Origin of the sequence: Vallitalea maricola, from assembly GCF_036985595.1 — a bacterium.
Classification (GTDB): Bacteria; Bacillota; Clostridia; order Lachnospirales; family Vallitaleaceae; genus Vallitalea; species Vallitalea maricola.
Window position 1 is genome coordinate 25965 of sequence record NZ_BTPU01000039.1, and the last position, 18858, is coordinate 44822.

An 18858-nucleotide genomic window follows, 5' to 3' on the forward strand; every position below is an offset into this window, starting at 1 on the left:
CTATTCCTCAATATCTATAAAAGAGAATTCATCTACATTAAATAATCCACAATCAGTTAACTTTAACTCTGGTATAACTGGTAAAGCTAAAAATGCTAATGTAAGAAAAGGATCAATATTAGGGTTGATACCCTTTTCACAAGCTATCTTAGCCATTTCTTTTACTTTATTTCCAACAGCTTCTACGGAAGAATTAGTCATGAGTCCTCCCACTTCGAGAGGTAAAGTCTGTAACACTGAACCATCGGCACATATTGTAATACCACCATTAACCCTTTTTAGCTCTTTGATAGCAACTCTCATATCTTCGTCATTATCTCCAACCACTATGATATTATGAGAATCGTGAGCAATGGTTAGTGCAACAGCACCACCTTTTAGTCCATAGCCTTCCACTAAGCCCAGTCCCACATTACCAGTTCCTTTGTGTCTCTCAACAACTGCTAATTTTAAGATATCAAGCTTACTGTTATATTTGAAGTTATTATTTTCAACATCCACCTTACGGATTACGCTCTTAGTAAGGATATTATGCTCTATTAACTGAATCACTTTTACAATGGATGATTTTAGAGGTATATCAAAAGTTATATTATCAATATTATCTATGTTGACTGTATTTAAGACACGAGAATCCTCAATTGTTTCTATATCAAATAAAGCTTCTCCGTCTTTAGCTACTAATTGTCCCTTTTTGAATACTTCACCAATACTAATTTCACTTAAGTCATCATTAAGTATTATTAGGTCTGCATCATAACCAGGTGCTACAGCACCTTTATTTTTCAATCCATAACATTGTGCAGTATTGATTGTAGCCATCTTAATAGCCATAATAGGGTTAATACCATTTTCAATAGCCAATCTTACGTTATAATTGATATGACCTTCTTTTTCTATATCATAAGGTTGTTTATCATCTGTGCAAAATAGTATTCTGTTACTATTTTCTGGTGTGACACCAACTATAAGATCTTTTAGATTTCTTGTAGCTGACCCTTCTCTAATATGGACATACATACCTTTGGACACTTTTTCTTCTAATTCCTCTACTCTAGTACATTCATGGTCTGTCATTACACCAGCAGTTACATATGCATTTAATCTCTTACCCATAACACCAGGTGCATGACCATCAATTATCCCTTCTCTCATCAAATCAAGTTTTTCATATACAGATTTATTACAAGAAATTACACCAGGATAATTCATTACCTCTCCTAATCCCAATATATTCTTTCTATCCTTCATTTTCTTCAAGTCCTTAGCTAATAATACAGCACCTGAGTTTTCAAATTCTGTTGATGGAACACATGATGGCAACATGACATAAACATCAAGTGGTATTTTTTCACTAGCCTTAAGCATAAAATCTATGCCGTCCAGTCCACATACATTTGCAATTTCGTGAGGGTCTTCAATAACGGTTGTAGTTCCTTTTGGCATAACAAGTTTGGCAAACCTTGGAGGTGTAAGCATTGAAGATTCAATATGAACATGCCCATCAATAAATCCTGGACAAACATATCTATCTAATGCATCAACTTCTTTTATACCTTCATACTCACCTACTCCAACAATGACTCCATCTTCCATAGCAATATCTGCTCTTTCTATTTTACTGTTGAAAACATTGACAATCCTACAGTTCTTAAGAACAAATTCAGCTTTTTTGTCACCTCTAGCTACTTTTACCTTTTCAACAATTGACATAACTACCTCCTTCAGAAACAGTTGATCATTTAATATAATATCTTTCTAGTTAAGTATTTACCTTTACCACCAATAAATTCATTATTTTTTATAATGAACTTTCCTCTACTGATTGTAGATTCAATCCTACCTGTTATTTCTTTACCAGCATAAATGTTATAATCACAAGTAGAATGGTCTTCACCTATTATATATGTTGCTAAAGGATCATAAATAACTATATCTGCATCTGAACCCAATGCTAATATACCTTTCTTAGGATATAGTCCATGTATTTTGGCAGGACCTATGGTCATTTTATCAATAACTTTATCTTTGTAAATGCTATACATGATATTGAATGAATGTTCTACCGAACCAATACCCATTGGTACATTAGATAATTTATCCTTGTTTTTCTCTTTAATGCTAAAAGGACAATGGTCTGTACCAATAGTATTAATATAATCAAAATTAGCTCTTAATAATTTACGTTCTTCCTCAGTTCTAAGTGGTGGTGCCATCACATATAGAAATCCATTTGCTTTTGAGTATTCATCAGAAGAAAAATTAAAATAATGAGGACAGCTCTCAACAAAAAAATCTTTGTTAAGTATATCAGGGTAATACTCAACTAGTGCTTTTAATGTATTACCACTACTTAGGTGAACCATATATAACCTTCCATTAAAGTCTTTAGTAAAAGAAGCTAACTTCAATGCTTCTTTTAGTTCAGATTCTGAACATCTGCTTTTAGGTAGATCCTTAACCTCAAAAGCAGGATTTCTATCTATTAGATCATCATTTTCTATATGTGCTAAAACCAAAATATTATTTTCTTTTGTTAATCCAAGAAGTTTAGTTATTTCTTTATCATAGGTTCTTCTATCTGATTCAGAATATGTAGTAAATAGTTTTACGGTTGGTATCTGTAATCTTCTCATTTCATCTACGATATTATCAATCTCATCGATTGGATTTCTAATAGTTACATGAAAAGAATAATCAATGACACTTTTTTCAGCTAATTTCTTTCTTGTATTAAGAGCTTTTTCTACTTCAATTCCAGTAGCTATAGGATCCAGAAAATCAATGATAGTAGTTATACCTCCATAAGCTGCACTTACAGAACCTGTGTAAAAATCATCACATGATGTATATTTACCTACATTCAATTCAAAATGAACATGTGGATCAATAAATCCAGGAAATACTTTTTTGTTTTCTGCATCATAGCTCTCTTTACATTCATAAGTTTCATTAGATATCTTTGCTATTTTTTCATTGGTGATATATAAATTTAACTTTTCATATTTTCCATCAATATACAAATTACCATTAATTATACCTAAATCATACATAGACATACCTTCTTTTTTTTATTCACATTGTCTTACTCTTTCATTGAACTCCTCAATCAACTCATCCAGTCTATCCACTTGTTTGGTTATATTAGCCCAATAATCATCGTTATACCATTGTTCTAATATTTCATCATATGTTTTTCCTTGTTGCTCTATCCAAGTATAATACTTAAGATTATGAACGGTTCTTCTTTCTCTATAATTCAATTCTTTGAAGTAATCAGTATTAATGCCTTTAAAATATCTTTCCATTACACCATAAGCATCACATGAAGTAAAATCTCCTCTTTCTTCATTAAGCTCTACTAATCTACTCTTATACATATCTATTGAATCAGTCAACACAGTAACGAGAATATCATCTTCTGTTAACTCAAAGTATTTAGCGAATTTTATTGCAGATATTATATTAGCAGCACCTGAGATTCCTACAAGGTTCAATTGTTCAATAATCTCATCACTTACACCATTGGCTTTTAATACTTTATGACCTTCTGGTTCATTAAACATCCTTATCCAGTTCATTGTAGCTTCGTCATCTATAGCTGTAACTGCATCTGTATTCTTGATATTATGAATCCATGGTATATGTTTGTCACCAATACCCTCTATTCTATGTTCTCCATAACCATTTAAAAATATTGTTGGGCATTGTAATGCTTCACTGGCTGCAATTTTGAGGTTTGGATATTTTTTCTTGAGATAATCACCAGCTGCAATTGTTCCACCAGAACCAGTGGCACTAATATACCCTCTGAATCTACTATTTTCATTCATTTCAACATCAAGTATTTCTTCAATAGCTTTACCAGTAACTTCATGATGCCATAGATAATTTCCAAATTCATCGAATTGGTTGAAAATCATTAGGTCTTCACCTGAATTTCTTAATTCCCAACACTTGTCAAATATTTCTTTTACATTACTTTCACTTCCTGGAGTAGCAATTGTATCACCAGCTACATTTTTCAACCATTCGAATCTTTCATTACTCATACCTTCTGGTAATATAGCAATGGAATCACAAGCTAGAAGAGCTGAATCATAAGCACCACCTCTACAATAGTTACCAGTTGATGGCCAGACAGCTTTTTGTTTAGTTGGGTCAAATTGTCCTGTCACAAGTCTAGGTACAAGACATCCAAATGCAGCTCCAACCTTGTGTGAACCTGTTGGAAACCATTTACCGCATAAAGCTATTATCTTAGCTTTTACACCAGAAATTTCACTAGGTATACATAGATAATTGACATCCTTATATAAGCCACCCATTTCTTTCGTATCATTATGCCATCCAATCCTAAAAAGATTCAATGGATTAAGATCCCATAAACCAACATCTTTTAGCTTTTCTTTTATATCATCTGGTATAAGACTTGGATCTTTTAATTGAGCTAAAGTAGGGATGATAATACCTCTTTCCTTAGCCCTCTTAACTACATTTTTAAGCCTTTCTTGATTAACAGTTAGATCGATTACATTATATTTACTCTCCATGATAATACCTCCTATATTATATATTTTGGTTATTCATACGGCTTTTCTTGACGTTTTCTATTGCATTTATTATATTTTCATATCCTGTGCATCGACATAGATTACCTGACAGATGTTTCTTAATCTCTTCTCTTGTAAACTCTTTATCACTTTCTAAAATAGGCATTGCTGACATTATGAATCCTGGTGTACAAAAACCACATTGGACAGCTGCTTCATCTATAAAAGCTTGCTGTATATCAGATATATTGCCATCTTCATCCATCAGACCTTCAAGTGTACGTATTTCCTTACCTTCTGCCCATATAGCTAGATAAATACATGAATCAAAAGTCTCTCCATTGATAAGTACAGTACAAGCGCCACACTCTCCAACTTCACAGCCTTTTTTCACACTTGTTAGATGAAGCTTATTTCTAAGTACATCTGCAAGAGAATCTCGGTCATCTATTATAATATTTCTAGGTTCATCATTTACAATAAAGTTCAATTCTACATTAGCCATTATAATACCCCTCCAGATTTAATTATTGCTTGCTTCAGAGCACGTTTACTTAACTCTTTGGCAAGTTGGAGCCTAAGTGTTTTAGAAGCTCTCCAAGAATCACGAGGATTTACCTCCTCCATTGCCATCGCCCCAAACTTTTCAAACATTTCATCAGATATTTCCATATCTATAATTGATTTTTCAGTCTCTGGACATCTCATTGGAACAGGACCGGCAACACCATACGCCAAGTGTACATCTTCAATCTTTGTTTTATCCTGGCTTAGTTTACATGTAACAGAACAACCCAGTGTTGCAATATCCATTGCATTACGCATAGCATATTTTATATAACAACCTGTAAACCCTTGATAATTTTCTTTTGTTATATATATTGCAGTAAGTATTTCTCCTTGTTTCAATACTACTTTTCCAGGTCCTATATAATAGTCTGATATGTGAATGATTCTTTTTCCATCTATGCCTGTGATTTCTAGCTGAGCATTAAGTGCAAACAAAGTTGATGCACTGTCAGCACTAGTGACTCCGTTAGATATGTTTCCTCCAATAGTTCCTATATTCCTTATTTGAGGACCTCCAACTTGGTCAACAGCTTCTCCTAAGACAGGTATGTGTTTCTTTATTATTTCATCATTAGTTATATGTGAAAAACTTGTAAGAGGACCTATCTTTATCCTTCCATCTTCATCTACAGATATTCCTCTAAGTTCATCTAATCCATAAATACTTACCAGCGAACAACCAGATAATTTACCATTATGTATCTTTATAAGTATGTCACTTCCACCTGCAATAATTAAAGCATCTGGTTTCGCCAAGAGATGCTCTATGGCATCCATTACAGAAGTAGCCTGATATATATTCTCTATATCATACATCTTATTTCTCCCTTCACTCTTTACGGAAGGTTAAGGTATTATAATCACACAGACCGACCGCTTCACAGGATAAGGCAAGTAATTATAATACTTTAGCCTGACCTTTATATTAGATTTTCCTTAATAAATCTTTCAACAAGTCTTTGTGGTGTTAATGGTAAAGTATTAAAATTAACACCAGTAGCATGATATACTGCATTTCTGACAGCAGGAGCAACAGGAATTGCAGGTGGTTCTCCTAGCGCTTTATTTCCGAATGGACCAGATACATCATATGTATCAACAAACTGAGCCTCTAAGTGAGGTGTATCCATTACTGTTGGTAGCTTATAATCCAGTAAATTATTATTTAGTGGTTTACCAGTTTTTTCGTTAAACAATAGTTGCTCACTTAAACCATATCCCAAGCTCATACTCATTCCACCATGTACTTGTGCTGCAGCAAGATCAGGATTCAGGACCTTACCGCAATCGTGGACATTGATTACTCTATTGACTTTAATTTTACCAATAGCCATATCTACTTCAACGTCAGCAAAACATACTCCAAAAGAAAAAGTATTAGACTTACATTGGTTAGTTATATCAGCTGTAATGTGAACAGATTTTTCTGTATTATAAAATGCATGTGTTGCAACTTCTTCTAAAGAAGCTAAAATATCACCGTTTTCTTTATTAATAATCATACTATCCTTTAAATCAATATTACCAAGTGGTAGTTTCAGCATGAAATTAGCATGTTTTATTATTTTTTCTTTTAAGAGAAGTGCAGCTTTTTTAGCAGCCATTCCTGATACATATGATTGCCTTGAAGCATAAGCACCGGAATCATAAGGTGTTACATCAGTATCCTGATTACTTATTATATGTACATTTTTAGTAGGAATATCAAGTACTTCTGCTACCATTTGACAGAATATCGTATCAGCACCTTGACCTATCTCCGTAGCTCCCATTTGTAATTGAACAGTACCATCCTGATTAAGAACAATTCTACATGAAGCTGTTTCCAACAATATAGGGTAAACCCCTGTAGCATAACTGAATATAGCCATCCCTACACCTTTACGCATTGGTCCTGTTTGATTTTTATATTCTTCTATCTTATTATCCCAATCAATATATTCTTTTCCTGCCTCAATACATTTTTCAAGTCCATAACTATAACACTTAATACCATTGTCTTCAAAATCAGGTTTCATCATATTAAGTTTTCTAATTTCTATAAGATCAAGATTAAGTCCTCTAGCTATTTCATCAATATGTGATTCTAGAGCAAAAGTTATTTGTGGTATACCATAAGCTCTCATAGCGCCTGCTACAGGCATATTTGTAAACACACTATACATATCTCCTTTGATAGCTTTCTCATCATTATATATCTGCTTACAAGCATTACCCGCTTTAGAAGTTATACTATGACCATGAGAAGCATATGCACCTTTGTTACCATAGACTTCAATCTTTCTTGCTACGAATCTCCCATTAGGTCTTACATAGCTTTTGATTTTTATCTTCATAGCATGACGTACACGTGTATTAACAAATGATTCCTCTCGTGTTATATCAAGTTTTACACATCTTCCACCTACTGATTTTGAAAGATAAGCGTTAAGAGGTTCATAAAGTGCATCTTGCTTATCACCAAAACCTCCACCAATATAAGGTTTTACAATTCTAACTTTTCCCCAGCCAATTCCCAGCGCTTGCCCAACTATTCTTCTAATGATATGTGGAATTTGGGTTGAGGTAACAACTACCATTCTCCCTGACTCAGCATAAGCATATGAAATTGGTGCTTCCATATGACAATGCTTAACCATTGGGGTTATATATTCACCTTCAAAAGATATTAGACCTTCTTCTTTTATTGCTTCTTCATAATCACCTATTTGGTAATTAGAATGGGTAAGGATATTATCAGGAAAATTATCATGTATAGGTCTTGAACCTTCTTCCAAAGACGCATCTATAGACATTAAGGGCTTATATTCTTCATATTCAACCTTGATCAAATTAAGAGCTCTTGAAGCTGTTACATCATCTTTGGCTATTACTGCAGCAATATCATCACCATAGTATCTAACTCTTCTATTAAGCAACTTCCTATCTGCAATATCTGCATGGTGTATGTCAAGTGACAAAGGGTGCCCAGATGTTGGAAATGTTACGTCAGGAACATCAAAACAAGTTACTATCTTCACTACTCCTGGAAGTTTTGACGCTTCTTTTATATCTATTTCTTTTACCAATCCGTTTGCTATGGTACTATGGAGTACTTTTGCAACAAGGACATCATTTAATGGAATGTCATCTGTGTATTGTGCACGTCCGGTGACTTTTTCAAAAGCATCTACTCTTTTAACACTTTTTCCAATACTCATTTTTCCCTCCTTGATATGCAACTTTATTATAGAAATTAATCCAATTTTCGTTTCTTAGGATTATTATATAAGTTAGTGAATAGTTCAGCAGGATTTTTAATTTTACTAAGTAGTATCATTGAAGCAATAACATAAGGTTTATAACTGGCTTGCTTATATAGAGGAATACGATATCTATTAAATACTGAAGCCTCAACTTCACCAGCTTCACAACTTATATCTGTTATATCAGCAGGTAAACAGTGCATATAAAGAGCCTTTTTGTCCTTGGTCATACTCATTAATTCTTCTGTACACTGCCAATCTTTGTGTTCTTTGTTTCTAGCTAATAATTCTTTTTCAAGTTTATCTATACCATTCATATCTCCCATACCATATAGATTGGTACGCTTTTCCATAGCAGCAAAAGGTGCCCAGCTTTTTGGATAAACGATATCAGCATCTTTGAATGCTTTTTCCATGGAATTGGTTTTTGTAAATGTCCCACCTGATTTTAAGGCATTTTGTTTAGCTACCTCTTCAACATCTGACATTATTTCATATCCTTCTGGATGAGCTAATACTACATCCATACCCATACGAGTCATTAATCCTACTATTCCTTGAGGAACCGAAAGTGGTTTACCATAAGATGGTGAATAAGCCCAAGTCATTGCTATTTTTTTACCTTTTAGATTTTCTATTCCATTGAAATGATGAATTAGATGAAGCATATCAGCCATTGTTTGAGTTGGATGATCAATATCACATTGTAAATTGACTAGTGTAGGTCTTTGTTCTAATACTCCATCTTCATTACCTTGTCTCACATACCTAGAAAAATCACGTATGTACTCATTACCTTTTCCTATATACATATCATCACGAATACCAATTACATCAGCCATAAAAGATATCATATTAGCTGTTTCCCTAACTGTTTCCCCATGTGCTATCTGTGATTTACCTTCTTCAAGGTCCTGTACTTCCAATCCCAACAGATTACAAGCTGAAGAAAAACTAAACCTTGTTCTGGTAGAATTATCTCTAAATAATGATATACCAAGTCCACTATCATATATTCGTGTTGAAATATTCTCTTCCCTTAGATAGCGGAGAGTATCAGCTACAGTGAATACAGCTTCTAATTCATCTCTTGTCTTTTCCCATGTTAAAATGAAATCATTATTGTACATGTCACTAAAATTCAACTTTTTCAACTTATCAATATAATTATTAATATCTCTCATCTTATTCTCCCTTTCACGATCTATTTAATTATTTAGATTCTTCTTCAAGGTACATTGTTGGTAAAACAGCATATACAGCAGCACATCTAACTAAATCAGCTTTCCAAGTTTTTTCATTAGGCGCATGAGCTTCCTCTTCTTTACCTGGTCCGAATCCTATACATGGAATATTGTATCTACCCATTATAGAAACTCCATTTGTAGAAAATGTCCATTTATCAACTTTTGGTTTACCAAACATTCCTTCATAAGCTTTTACCATTGCCTTTGTAGGAGAAGCATCTTCTGGTATTACCCATGTTGGAAAATAACAGTCTGTTGGATAAGTAAGATTAGTCCAGCTTGGTCTAGTATATTTATACATACTTACCACAGCTTCATACTCTTTTACTTTTGATAAATGTCTAATTTCATCTAGAGCTGATTCATAGGTTTCTCCATCTGTCAAACGTCTATCTATAGATATAGCACACATATCTGCAACTGCACATCTGGATGGAGAATTAAAAAAGATTTCTGATACAGCAAGAGTTCCTTTTCCTAAAAATTCATCATAATGCAATTTATCATTAAGCTCTTTTACTTCTTCTATAATCTCAGCCATTTTGTATATTGCATTATCTCCACGTTCTGGAGCTGAACCATGACAAGATACACCCTTAACTTCTACACGAATTTCCATTCGTCCTCTATGTCCTCTATAGATATTACCGTTAGTTGGTTCAGTAATTACAACAAATTCAGGTTTTATCTTATCTTCATTGATTATGTACTGCCAGCACAATCCATCGCAGTCCTCTTCTTGTACTGTTCCAGTTACCAATACTTTGTATTTATCATTTATTAATCCTAGATCTTTCATAATCCTAGCACCATAAACACTAGATACTATCCCACCTAATTGATCTGAAGAACCTCTGCCACCTATTTCTTCATCATTTTCATAACCTTCATAAGGGTCAAAATTCCAATTACTCATTTCACCAAGTCCTACAGTATCTATATGTGCATCATAAGCAATCAAAGTTTCTCCACTACCCATAAATCCAAGAATGTTACCCATTTTATCAATTCTAACTTCCTCGAATCCAACATCTTTCATCTCTTTTTCAATACGCTTAATAACCTTCTCTTCCCGACAACTTTCTCCTGGTATAGCAATTAAATCCCGTAAGAACCTAGTCATCTGTTTTTCATACTCATTAGCTTTCTTTTTTACCTCATTAAAATCCATTAATAAAAACCTCCTCAAGTTTAAATTTATTTGATTAATTCTCAAAATATTTTACTGAGATTAATTATAGTTATTATCTTTTAACATCTATATAATTATAGATACTGTATTTTGATATCCCAAAATATTTAGATATTTTATCTCCTGACTTTGTTATTAGAAAAGCACCAGCATTATTTAAGTATTGAATCGACTTTATCTTATCCTCTTTACTCATTAATGCTACAGGTTTCCCAATCAACTTAACTGATTGCTCAATTAAATTATCTAATAAATCATTTACATTCTGTGGTATCTCCTCTACCTCATTTTTCTCTTCCTTAGATTCAAGCAAACTTTTTATGGAGTTCTCTGCAATAGTAAGCTCTGTAATATCATAGTTAATACAAAAGATCCCTATAGGTTTATCATCTTCATCTCTGATATATATACTGCTAGATTTTAATATTCTTCCATCATGACTTTTTGTTAAATAGCCTATAGAATCTTCTAACTTGTCTTCTTCGTTAGTTATTGTATTTAGTACTATATGGGATGCACCATCTCCGATTTTTCTATTAGTAACATGACCATTTTCAATCTCTATAATGGTCTTTTGTAAACTATCGGATTTCAAATCATGTATGACTACTTCACAATTCTTTCCGAAATGATGCACTATGCCTCTAGCCAGCCGTTTTAAAAAATCCAAATTAACATTATTATCCATTACAAAATCCTTTCAAAAGTTACTTTATTTTATTAGTTATCATGATTTATTATTTTATGATTTTAGTATATCACCATAAAATTAATTATTCAATGATTATTGCAAAAATATTTTTATTTTACAAAAATATTTTTAATTTCTTTGACTTTTGCTACTATTGGTGGTAGTCTGTTAATATAATATTATACGCATATACATTATGTATTTTAAAAATATTTATCTAATATATGTGTATTATGTTATATAGTATATTTTTAATATAATTAGTTATTTAATATGATTTAATTAATATAATTTAATAACTAACATGATAAGTATTATATTATTAAGTCAAATTCTAAATAATCTTAATATAATTTATGGTATTATAAGGAGGGTTTATATGATTTTATTGGGTAATGGAAAGTTGATAACCAGAGATGGTAATACCCCATTTATTGAAGATGGCTGTCTATGTGTAAAAGATAATCTAATCTACGATTTGGGAACCACTAAAGATATGAGAGAAAAATATCCAAATGAAGAATTTATTGATGCAAATCAAGGATTGATTATGCCAGGTCTTATTAATACACATCATCATATCTATAGTTCTTTTGCTAGAGGGTTATCCTTGAAAGGTTATCATCCCAAAAAGTTTTCAGATATTCTGGAAGGTATGTGGTGGAAAATTGATAAACATCTAACTCTGGAAGATGTTAAGTATAGTTCTTATGTCACATATATAGATTGTATTAAGAATGGTGTAACAACTGTATTCGATCATCATGCAAGCTATGGTGCGACAATTGGAAGTTTATTTGAGATATCTGGTGTGGCACATGAATTAGGATTACGTACTTGTCTTTGCTATGAGGTATCAGACCGTAATGGCAAAAATGAAATGGTTCAAGCAGTTAAAGAGAACACCAATTTCATTAACTCCACAAAACAGGATACCAGCGATATGCAAAAAGGTATGATGGGATTACATGCTGCCTTCACTCTTTCTGATGAAACTTTATATCATATATCAGAAAATACACCAACTGATACAGGATATCATATCCATGTAGCTGAAGGTATCGAAGATTTATATGATTCCTTGAACAAACATAATAAACGTGTAGTCAATCGTTTATATGATATGGATATATTAGGTCCAAAAACTCTTGCCATTCATTGTATTCATATAAATCCATTAGAGATGGATATTCTAAAAGAAACTAATACAATGATTGTACATAATCCTGAGTCTAATATGGGTAATGCTGTTGGTTGTACTCCTATATTAAAAATAATGGATAAAGATATTGTTCTTGGACTTGGAACAGATGGTTATACCAGTGATATGCTAGAATCCATGAAAGTAGCTAACATTTTACATAAACATCATAATAACAATCCTTCTGTAGCATGGGCAGAAGTTCCCAAGATGTTATTTGATAATAATTCAGAAATAGCTAATCGTTTTTATGAAAAATCATTGGGAATACTTAAAAAAGGTTCATATGCTGATGTAATCGTATTAGACTATGACCCATTCACCCCACTTGATGAAAATAATGTCAATAGCCATATTCTATTTGGCATGAATGGTCGTAACGTAAAAACAACTATGATAAATGGTAAGTTACTAATGAAAGATAGAGAACTTCTAAATATAGATGAAGCTAGTATATTTGCAAAAGCAAGAGAACTGTCAACAACTTTATGGAAAAAATTTTAATAGGGGTGTGAAAAATGAGCGATAGAATGTATCCTATTCCATTTGAGAATATTATAGAATGGATAATAGATGAATATAGTAGATTGGGCACAATATTTGGAGTAAGAAAATTCGTACATATTGATAGTAAAGATAAAATCGATTTGTTTGGTGAACATATGGAACTTCCTTTTGGTCCAGCTGCTGGTCCACATACTCAACTTACACAAAATATTATTGCTTCATATGTAGCTGGATGCAGATTTTTTGAATTAAAAACTGTACAGACCTTAGATGGTGAAGATTTATGTGTAAATAAACCATGTATTAACGCAAGAGATGAAGGGTATAACGTTGAATGGTCAACAGAGCTAACAGTAGAACAAGCCTTAGAAGAATATGTTAAAGCGTGGTTTATTCTTAAGTTGTTATCAAAAGAATATGGCTTCGGTGATGAAAACGGCTTTATCTTCAATATGAGTGTTGGATATGATTTTGAAGGTATATCATCTCCAAAAATTGATGCTTTTATTGAAGGTTTGAAAGACGCTTCTTCCTCTCCTATTTGGCTCCAATGTAAAGAATATACTTTAAAGAATATAAATAGATTCAAAAATATAGATAAGAAATTTGTACAAAATATCTCCCCTAATATATGTACTTCTATTACTTTATCAACCCTTCATGGATGTCCTCCTGAAGAAATAGAACGTATAGCTTCATATCTATTGGAAGAAAAGCATTTGAATACTTTTGTAAAATGTAATCCTACTCTACTTGGTTATGATTATGCTCGTAAAACTCTAGATGAAATGGGTTATGATTATTTAGTATTTGATGATTTTCATTTTAGGGATGATTTACAATATGAAGATGCTGTACCAATGATTCAGCGTCTATTACAACTGGCTGCTAAGAACAACTTGACTTTTGGAGTTAAGCTAACTAATACTTTTCCAGTAAAAATAGCTCATGATGAACTCCCCGGTGAAGAAATGTATATGTCAGGACGTTCATTATATCCTCTTTCAATAGCTCTTGCCTACAAATTAGCGGAATCTTTCAACGGTAACCTTAAGATTTCTTACTCTGGTGGTGCTGATGCATATAACATAGATAAAATTGTAAAAGCAGGAATATGGCCAATAACTATTGCTACTACCCTACTAAAGAATGGTGGATATGAACGCTGCATACAACTAGCTGATAAATTAAGAAATCTAAATCCTGATAATTACGCTAAAATAAGTCTATCAGCTATAAAAGAATTAAAAGAAAATGCAGTAATTGATCCTTATTATAGAAAGCCAATAAAACCTTTACATAATAATAAAATAAATAAAAAAGTTCCTCTAGTTGATTGTTTTATATCTCCTTGTAAATTAGGTTGTCCTATTAACCAAGAAATACCTACTTATATTAATCTAATGGGTAAAGGCAAATACAAAGATGCACTAAAAGTAATTATTGATAGGAATCCTCTTCCCTTCATAACTGGTACTATATGCAGCCATCCATGTACAACTAAATGTACCCGTAATTTTTATGAAGAACATATTAAGATACGTGACGTGAAATTGGAAGCGGCAAAAGCAGCATATAATGATATTATAAATGAATTAAGTACACCTACTACAAAATCTCATACAAAAGTAGCCGTTATAGGAGGAGGTCCAGCAGGATTGGCAGCAGGATATTTTCTTGGCAGATGTGGAATGAATGTAACTATATTCGAAAAAAGAAAATCTTTAGGGGGTATTGTGAAACACGTAATCCCAGAATTCAGAATATCATCGGATTCCATTCAAAAGGATATTGAACTAATCAAGAAAATGGGTATTAAAGTAAAATTAGGCCATGAAGAAAATAATATTGAAGAATTGAAAGAAAAAGGATATAAATATATATTACTAGCTGTTGGTGCTTGGAATCCTGTAAATCTAAAATTAGAAAACGGGAATCCTATTGATGCACTAGATTTTCTGGAGAACATAAAAAATGGAAACAAAGAATATGAATTAGGTAAAGATATTGTTGTAATTGGCGGAGGCAATACCGCTATGGATACAGCAAGAGCTGCAAAAAGAGTTAAAGGTGTTATTAATGTATATCTAGTTTATAGAAGAACAAAAAAATATATGCCTGCCGATGAAGAAGAATTGTTACTAGCTGCTGAGGATGGTGTAATAATCAAAGAACTGCTCTCCCCTGTCAAATTCTCAGAAGGTTCAATATATTGTGAAGAAATGAAGCTAGGAGAAATTGATAGTTCAGGCAGACGCAAACCAATAAAAACAGGAAATTTAGTTAACATTCATGCAGATTCAATTATCTCTGCTATTGGTCAAAATACTGATACCTGCCTATTCCAATCTAATGGAATCAAGGTAGAAAATAATAATGTAATAGTGAACCAAGAAACATGCGAATCAAATATTGAAAATGTCTATGTTGTAGGTGATGCCCTTCGTGGTCCATCAACAGTTGTAGAATCTATTGCGGATTCAATTAAATCCTCTTTGTCTATTATGGATAAGGAATATATAAAAGATAAAGGGTTTGGTACTTACTTTAATAAACAAAACTTGGAAGATGCCTATGTTAAAAAAGGTACTATTGAAAAATTTGATGATATAAAAAATGAAAGTAAAAGATGTCTCGAATGTAATATGGTGTGTGAAACATGTGTTGATGTATGTCCTAATAGGGCTAATATCTCACTCACTGTTCCTGGCAAATCCATGTCACAGATTATACATATAGACAGCTTATGTAACGAATGTGGTAACTGTGAAGTATTCTGTCCATATGATAGTGCACCATATAAAGATAAATTCACCCTTTTCAATACAGAAAAAGATTTCTTAGAAAGTAAAAACCAAGGATTCTATATGTGTAATAACAATGGAAGTGAATGCAGAATTAGGCTTAATGATGAGATACTGAAGATTGACCTTAACAACGATCATAATACACTACCTGCAGATATTAAAAACATAATAACCACTGTAAATGAAAAATATAGTTTTCTAATGAGGTGATTTCGATGTCAAATTTTATTGTTAATGGACAACGTGTTTTTGTACCAAAGAAACAGAAATTGATCAATTATCTAAGAGATACATTAAATCTTACTTCCGTTAAAAATGGATGTATGGAAGGTTCATGTGGAGCATGTATGGTACTGGTTGACGGTAAAGCAACTAAGTCATGTGTTTTATGGACTGATAAGTTGAATGGAAAAGATATATTAACTGTAGAAGGTTTTTCTGAAAGAGAAAAGAATGTATATAGCTATGCCTTCAAAGAAGCTGGTGCTGTCCAATGTGGTTTTTGTACTCCTGGTATGGTTATTAGTGCAAAAGGATTGCTTGATAAATTGCCTGACCCTAATGAAGAACAAATAAGAGAGGCAATAAAAAACAATATATGCAGATGTACAGGTTATGTAAAGATAGTAAAAGCAATAGAATTAGCTGCAAAGTTATTAAGAGAGAATACTAATATACCAGAATGTTCTTTCACTGGTCTTGTGGGAGAAAATATGCACAGAGTTGATGCCATCTCAAAAGTACTTGGGGAAGCAGAATATGTAGATGACATGCGTATTGATGGTATGATATATGGAAGCTGTCTTAGAAGCAAATATCCTCGTGCAATCGTGAAAAAAATCAATACAAGTCAAGCTGAAAAACTGGAAGGTGTCATATCAGTGATTACTGCAAAAGATTTACCTGGTTCACCTAAGATTGGTCATCTAAAGAAAGATTGGGATATACTTATACCAGAAGGAAACCAGACAAGATGCTTAGGTGATGCTATAGTGCTGATTGCTGCAGAAACAAAAGAAATTCTGGAACAAGCAAAATCACTGATTGATATTGAGTACGAAGAACTAAAACCTGTCACATGTCCAACAGAAGCTTTAGCCGACAACGCTCCTCTAATTCATGAAGACGGTAATATCTTATCCGTAGAACATCTAGTCAGGGGTGATGCAGATGAAAAAATCAAGAATTCCAAATATGTTGTAACTAACCATTATAGTACTCCTTTTACAGAACATGCCTTTTTAGAACCTGAAAGTGCAATTGCTGTTCCTGAAAAAGATGATAAAATAACTATTTATTGTGCTGATCAGGGAATCTACCAGACACATAGAGAATGTACAGAAGCCGTAGGCTTAGATAAAGATAAAGTAAGAGTCATCAGTAAAATAGTAGGCGGAGCATTTGGGGGAAAAGAAGATATGACAGTTCAACATCTTGCGGCTATACTAGCATATAAAACTCATAAACCTGTAAAAGTTTCATTTACACGAAAAGAAAGTATACTAGTACACCCTAAACGTCATGCAATGGAAATGGATTTCACAACAGCTTGTGATGAGAATGGTTATCTCACAGCTATGAAAGCTACCATCATATCTGACACAGGTGCTTATGCATCACTAGGAGGACCTGTACTCCAAAGGGCATGTACTCATGCAGCTGGACCATATAATTATCAAGATGTAGATATATTAGGAAAAGCGGTATATACCAATAATCCACCTGGTGGAGCTTTCAGGGGTTTTGGTGTTACTCAGAGCTGTTTTGCCACTGAAAATAACATTAACCAATTAGCAAAATTAGTTGGAATATCACCTTGGGAAATACGATATAGAAATGCAATAAGACCAGGCCAGATACTTCCTAATGGTCAGGTTGCTGATGAATATACAGCTTGTGCTGAAACACTAGAAGCTGTTAAAGAAGATTTTGAAAGCGAAAAACATGTAGGTATTGCTTGTGCTATGAAAAATGCAGGACTTGGGGTTGGTGTCCCGGATACAGGCAGATGCAGATTGATAATTAAAGACAATAAGATATATACTCATACAAGTGCAGCCTGTGTTGGTCAAGGGCTGGCAACAGTTATCACTCAAATGATTTGCCAAGTCATCAATATATCACCTAATAACATTGTACATAGTACTCCTGACACCTATTTGACTCCTGATTCTGGTAACTCTACTGCCTCTCGACAAACAGTTTTTACAGGAGAAGCTGCAAGGATAGCCGCAACCAAATTACAAAATGATCTAAAAGATAAATCATTATCAGAACTAGAGGGTAAAGAATATTATGGGGAATACACCTGTGTAACTGATCCATTAGGTTCTGATAAGGAGTATCCTTACAGTCATGTTACATACGGTTACGCTACACATGTTGTAATATTAAATGATGATGGAACTATAAAAAGAATTGTAGCATGCCACGATGTTGGAACTCCAATTAATCCAAAATCCATTGAAGGACAGATTGAAGGTGGAACTGTTATGAGTCTTGGCTATGCACTAACTGAAAATTATCCTTTAGATAATTGCAGACCTACAGCTAAATTCGGTACATTGGGGCTGTTTAAGGCTAATAAGGTTCCAGAAATCAAACCGATAATTATAGGCAAAAAGCATAAGGGGTTGGCGCATGGTGCAAAAGGTATCGGAGAAATTTGTTCTATAGTTACAGCACCAGCAGTATCCAATGCATATTACAACTACGATAATGAATTCAGAACTAGTTTACCTCTTGTCAATACTCCTTATAGTAAGAAAAAGAAATAATATAAAATCTCCACCCTTTATCTGATTATATTAAGGATGGAGATTTTTTTAAAAATTATTATACACAG

At 33.0% G+C, this 18858-nt stretch carries 12 protein-coding genes; 3 read left to right on the forward strand and 9 right to left on the reverse strand.

Annotation, left to right across the window (positions count from 1 at the left end; genetic code table 11):
* The 9 genes from ade to AACQ14_RS13250 form a co-directional block, all read right to left on the reverse strand.
* Window positions 1-1713 carry an adenine deaminase gene (gene ade / locus AACQ14_RS13210; protein ID WP_339364050.1) on the reverse strand — a complete coding sequence of 571 codons (1713 nt, stop codon included), beginning with the start codon at window positions 1711-1713 and terminating at the stop codon, window positions 1-3.
* Between the two features lie 29 nt (window positions 1714-1742).
* Entirely contained in the window at window positions 1743-3053 is a 1311-nt protein-coding gene (locus AACQ14_RS13215; RefSeq protein ID WP_339364051.1) for an amidohydrolase family protein, read from the reverse strand.
* A gap of 18 nt (window positions 3054-3071) precedes the next feature.
* On the reverse strand, window positions 3072-4553 hold the full coding sequence (locus AACQ14_RS13220; RefSeq protein WP_339364052.1) for a pyridoxal-phosphate dependent enzyme: 1482 nt from the start codon (window positions 4551-4553) through the stop codon (window positions 3072-3074).
* Window positions 4554-4569: 16 nt separating this feature from the next.
* Window positions 4570-5058, reverse strand: coding sequence for a xanthine dehydrogenase subunit XdhC (gene xdhC / locus AACQ14_RS13225; protein WP_113674988.1), 489 nt, complete (start codon window positions 5056-5058; stop codon window positions 4570-4572).
* Window positions 5058-5939, reverse strand: coding sequence for a xanthine dehydrogenase subunit XdhB (gene xdhB / locus AACQ14_RS13230; protein ID WP_339364053.1), 882 nt, complete (start codon window positions 5937-5939; stop codon window positions 5058-5060). Before xdhB ends, xdhC begins: the two co-directional genes overlap by 1 nt.
* Before the next feature lie 104 nt (window positions 5940-6043).
* Complete coding sequence (gene xdhA, locus AACQ14_RS13235) at window positions 6044-8323, reverse strand: xanthine dehydrogenase subunit XdhA (RefSeq protein ID WP_339364054.1); 2280 nt, start codon at window positions 8321-8323, stop codon at window positions 6044-6046.
* Window positions 8324-8358: 35 nt separating this feature from the next.
* On the reverse strand, window positions 8359-9552 hold the full coding sequence (gene ygeW / locus AACQ14_RS13240) for a knotted carbamoyltransferase YgeW (RefSeq protein WP_339364055.1): 1194 nt from the start codon (window positions 9550-9552) through the stop codon (window positions 8359-8361).
* A 28-nt stretch (window positions 9553-9580) separates the two neighbouring features.
* Complete coding sequence (locus AACQ14_RS13245) at window positions 9581-10786, reverse strand: YgeY family selenium metabolism-linked hydrolase (protein ID WP_339364056.1); 1206 nt, start codon at window positions 10784-10786, stop codon at window positions 9581-9583.
* A 73-nt stretch (window positions 10787-10859) separates the two neighbouring features.
* The gene (locus AACQ14_RS13250; protein WP_339364057.1) at window positions 10860-11495 is read right to left on the reverse strand and encodes a helix-turn-helix transcriptional regulator; all 636 of its coding nucleotides are present in this window, start codon (window positions 11493-11495) and stop codon (window positions 10860-10862) included.
* Between the two features lie 382 nt (window positions 11496-11877).
* Between AACQ14_RS13250 and ssnA the strand changes: the two genes are divergently transcribed.
* Genes ssnA through xdh form a run of 3 tightly spaced genes read left to right on the forward strand, consistent with a single transcriptional unit; the run spans window position 11878 to window position 18790 of the window.
* On the forward strand, window positions 11878-13203 hold the full coding sequence (ssnA, locus tag AACQ14_RS13255) for a putative aminohydrolase SsnA (protein ID WP_339364058.1): 1326 nt from the start codon (window positions 11878-11880) through the stop codon (window positions 13201-13203).
* Window positions 13204-13217: 14 nt separating this feature from the next.
* Window positions 13218-16223 (forward strand): putative selenate reductase subunit YgfK, encoded by a 3006-nt coding sequence (gene ygfK, locus AACQ14_RS13260; protein WP_339364059.1) that lies wholly within the window; start codon window positions 13218-13220, stop codon window positions 16221-16223.
* A gap of 5 nt (window positions 16224-16228) precedes the next feature.
* Entirely contained in the window at window positions 16229-18790 is a 2562-nt protein-coding gene (gene xdh, locus AACQ14_RS13265) for a selenium-dependent xanthine dehydrogenase (RefSeq protein WP_339364060.1), read from the forward strand.
* The last annotated feature ends 68 nt before the right edge of the window (window positions 18791-18858 follow it).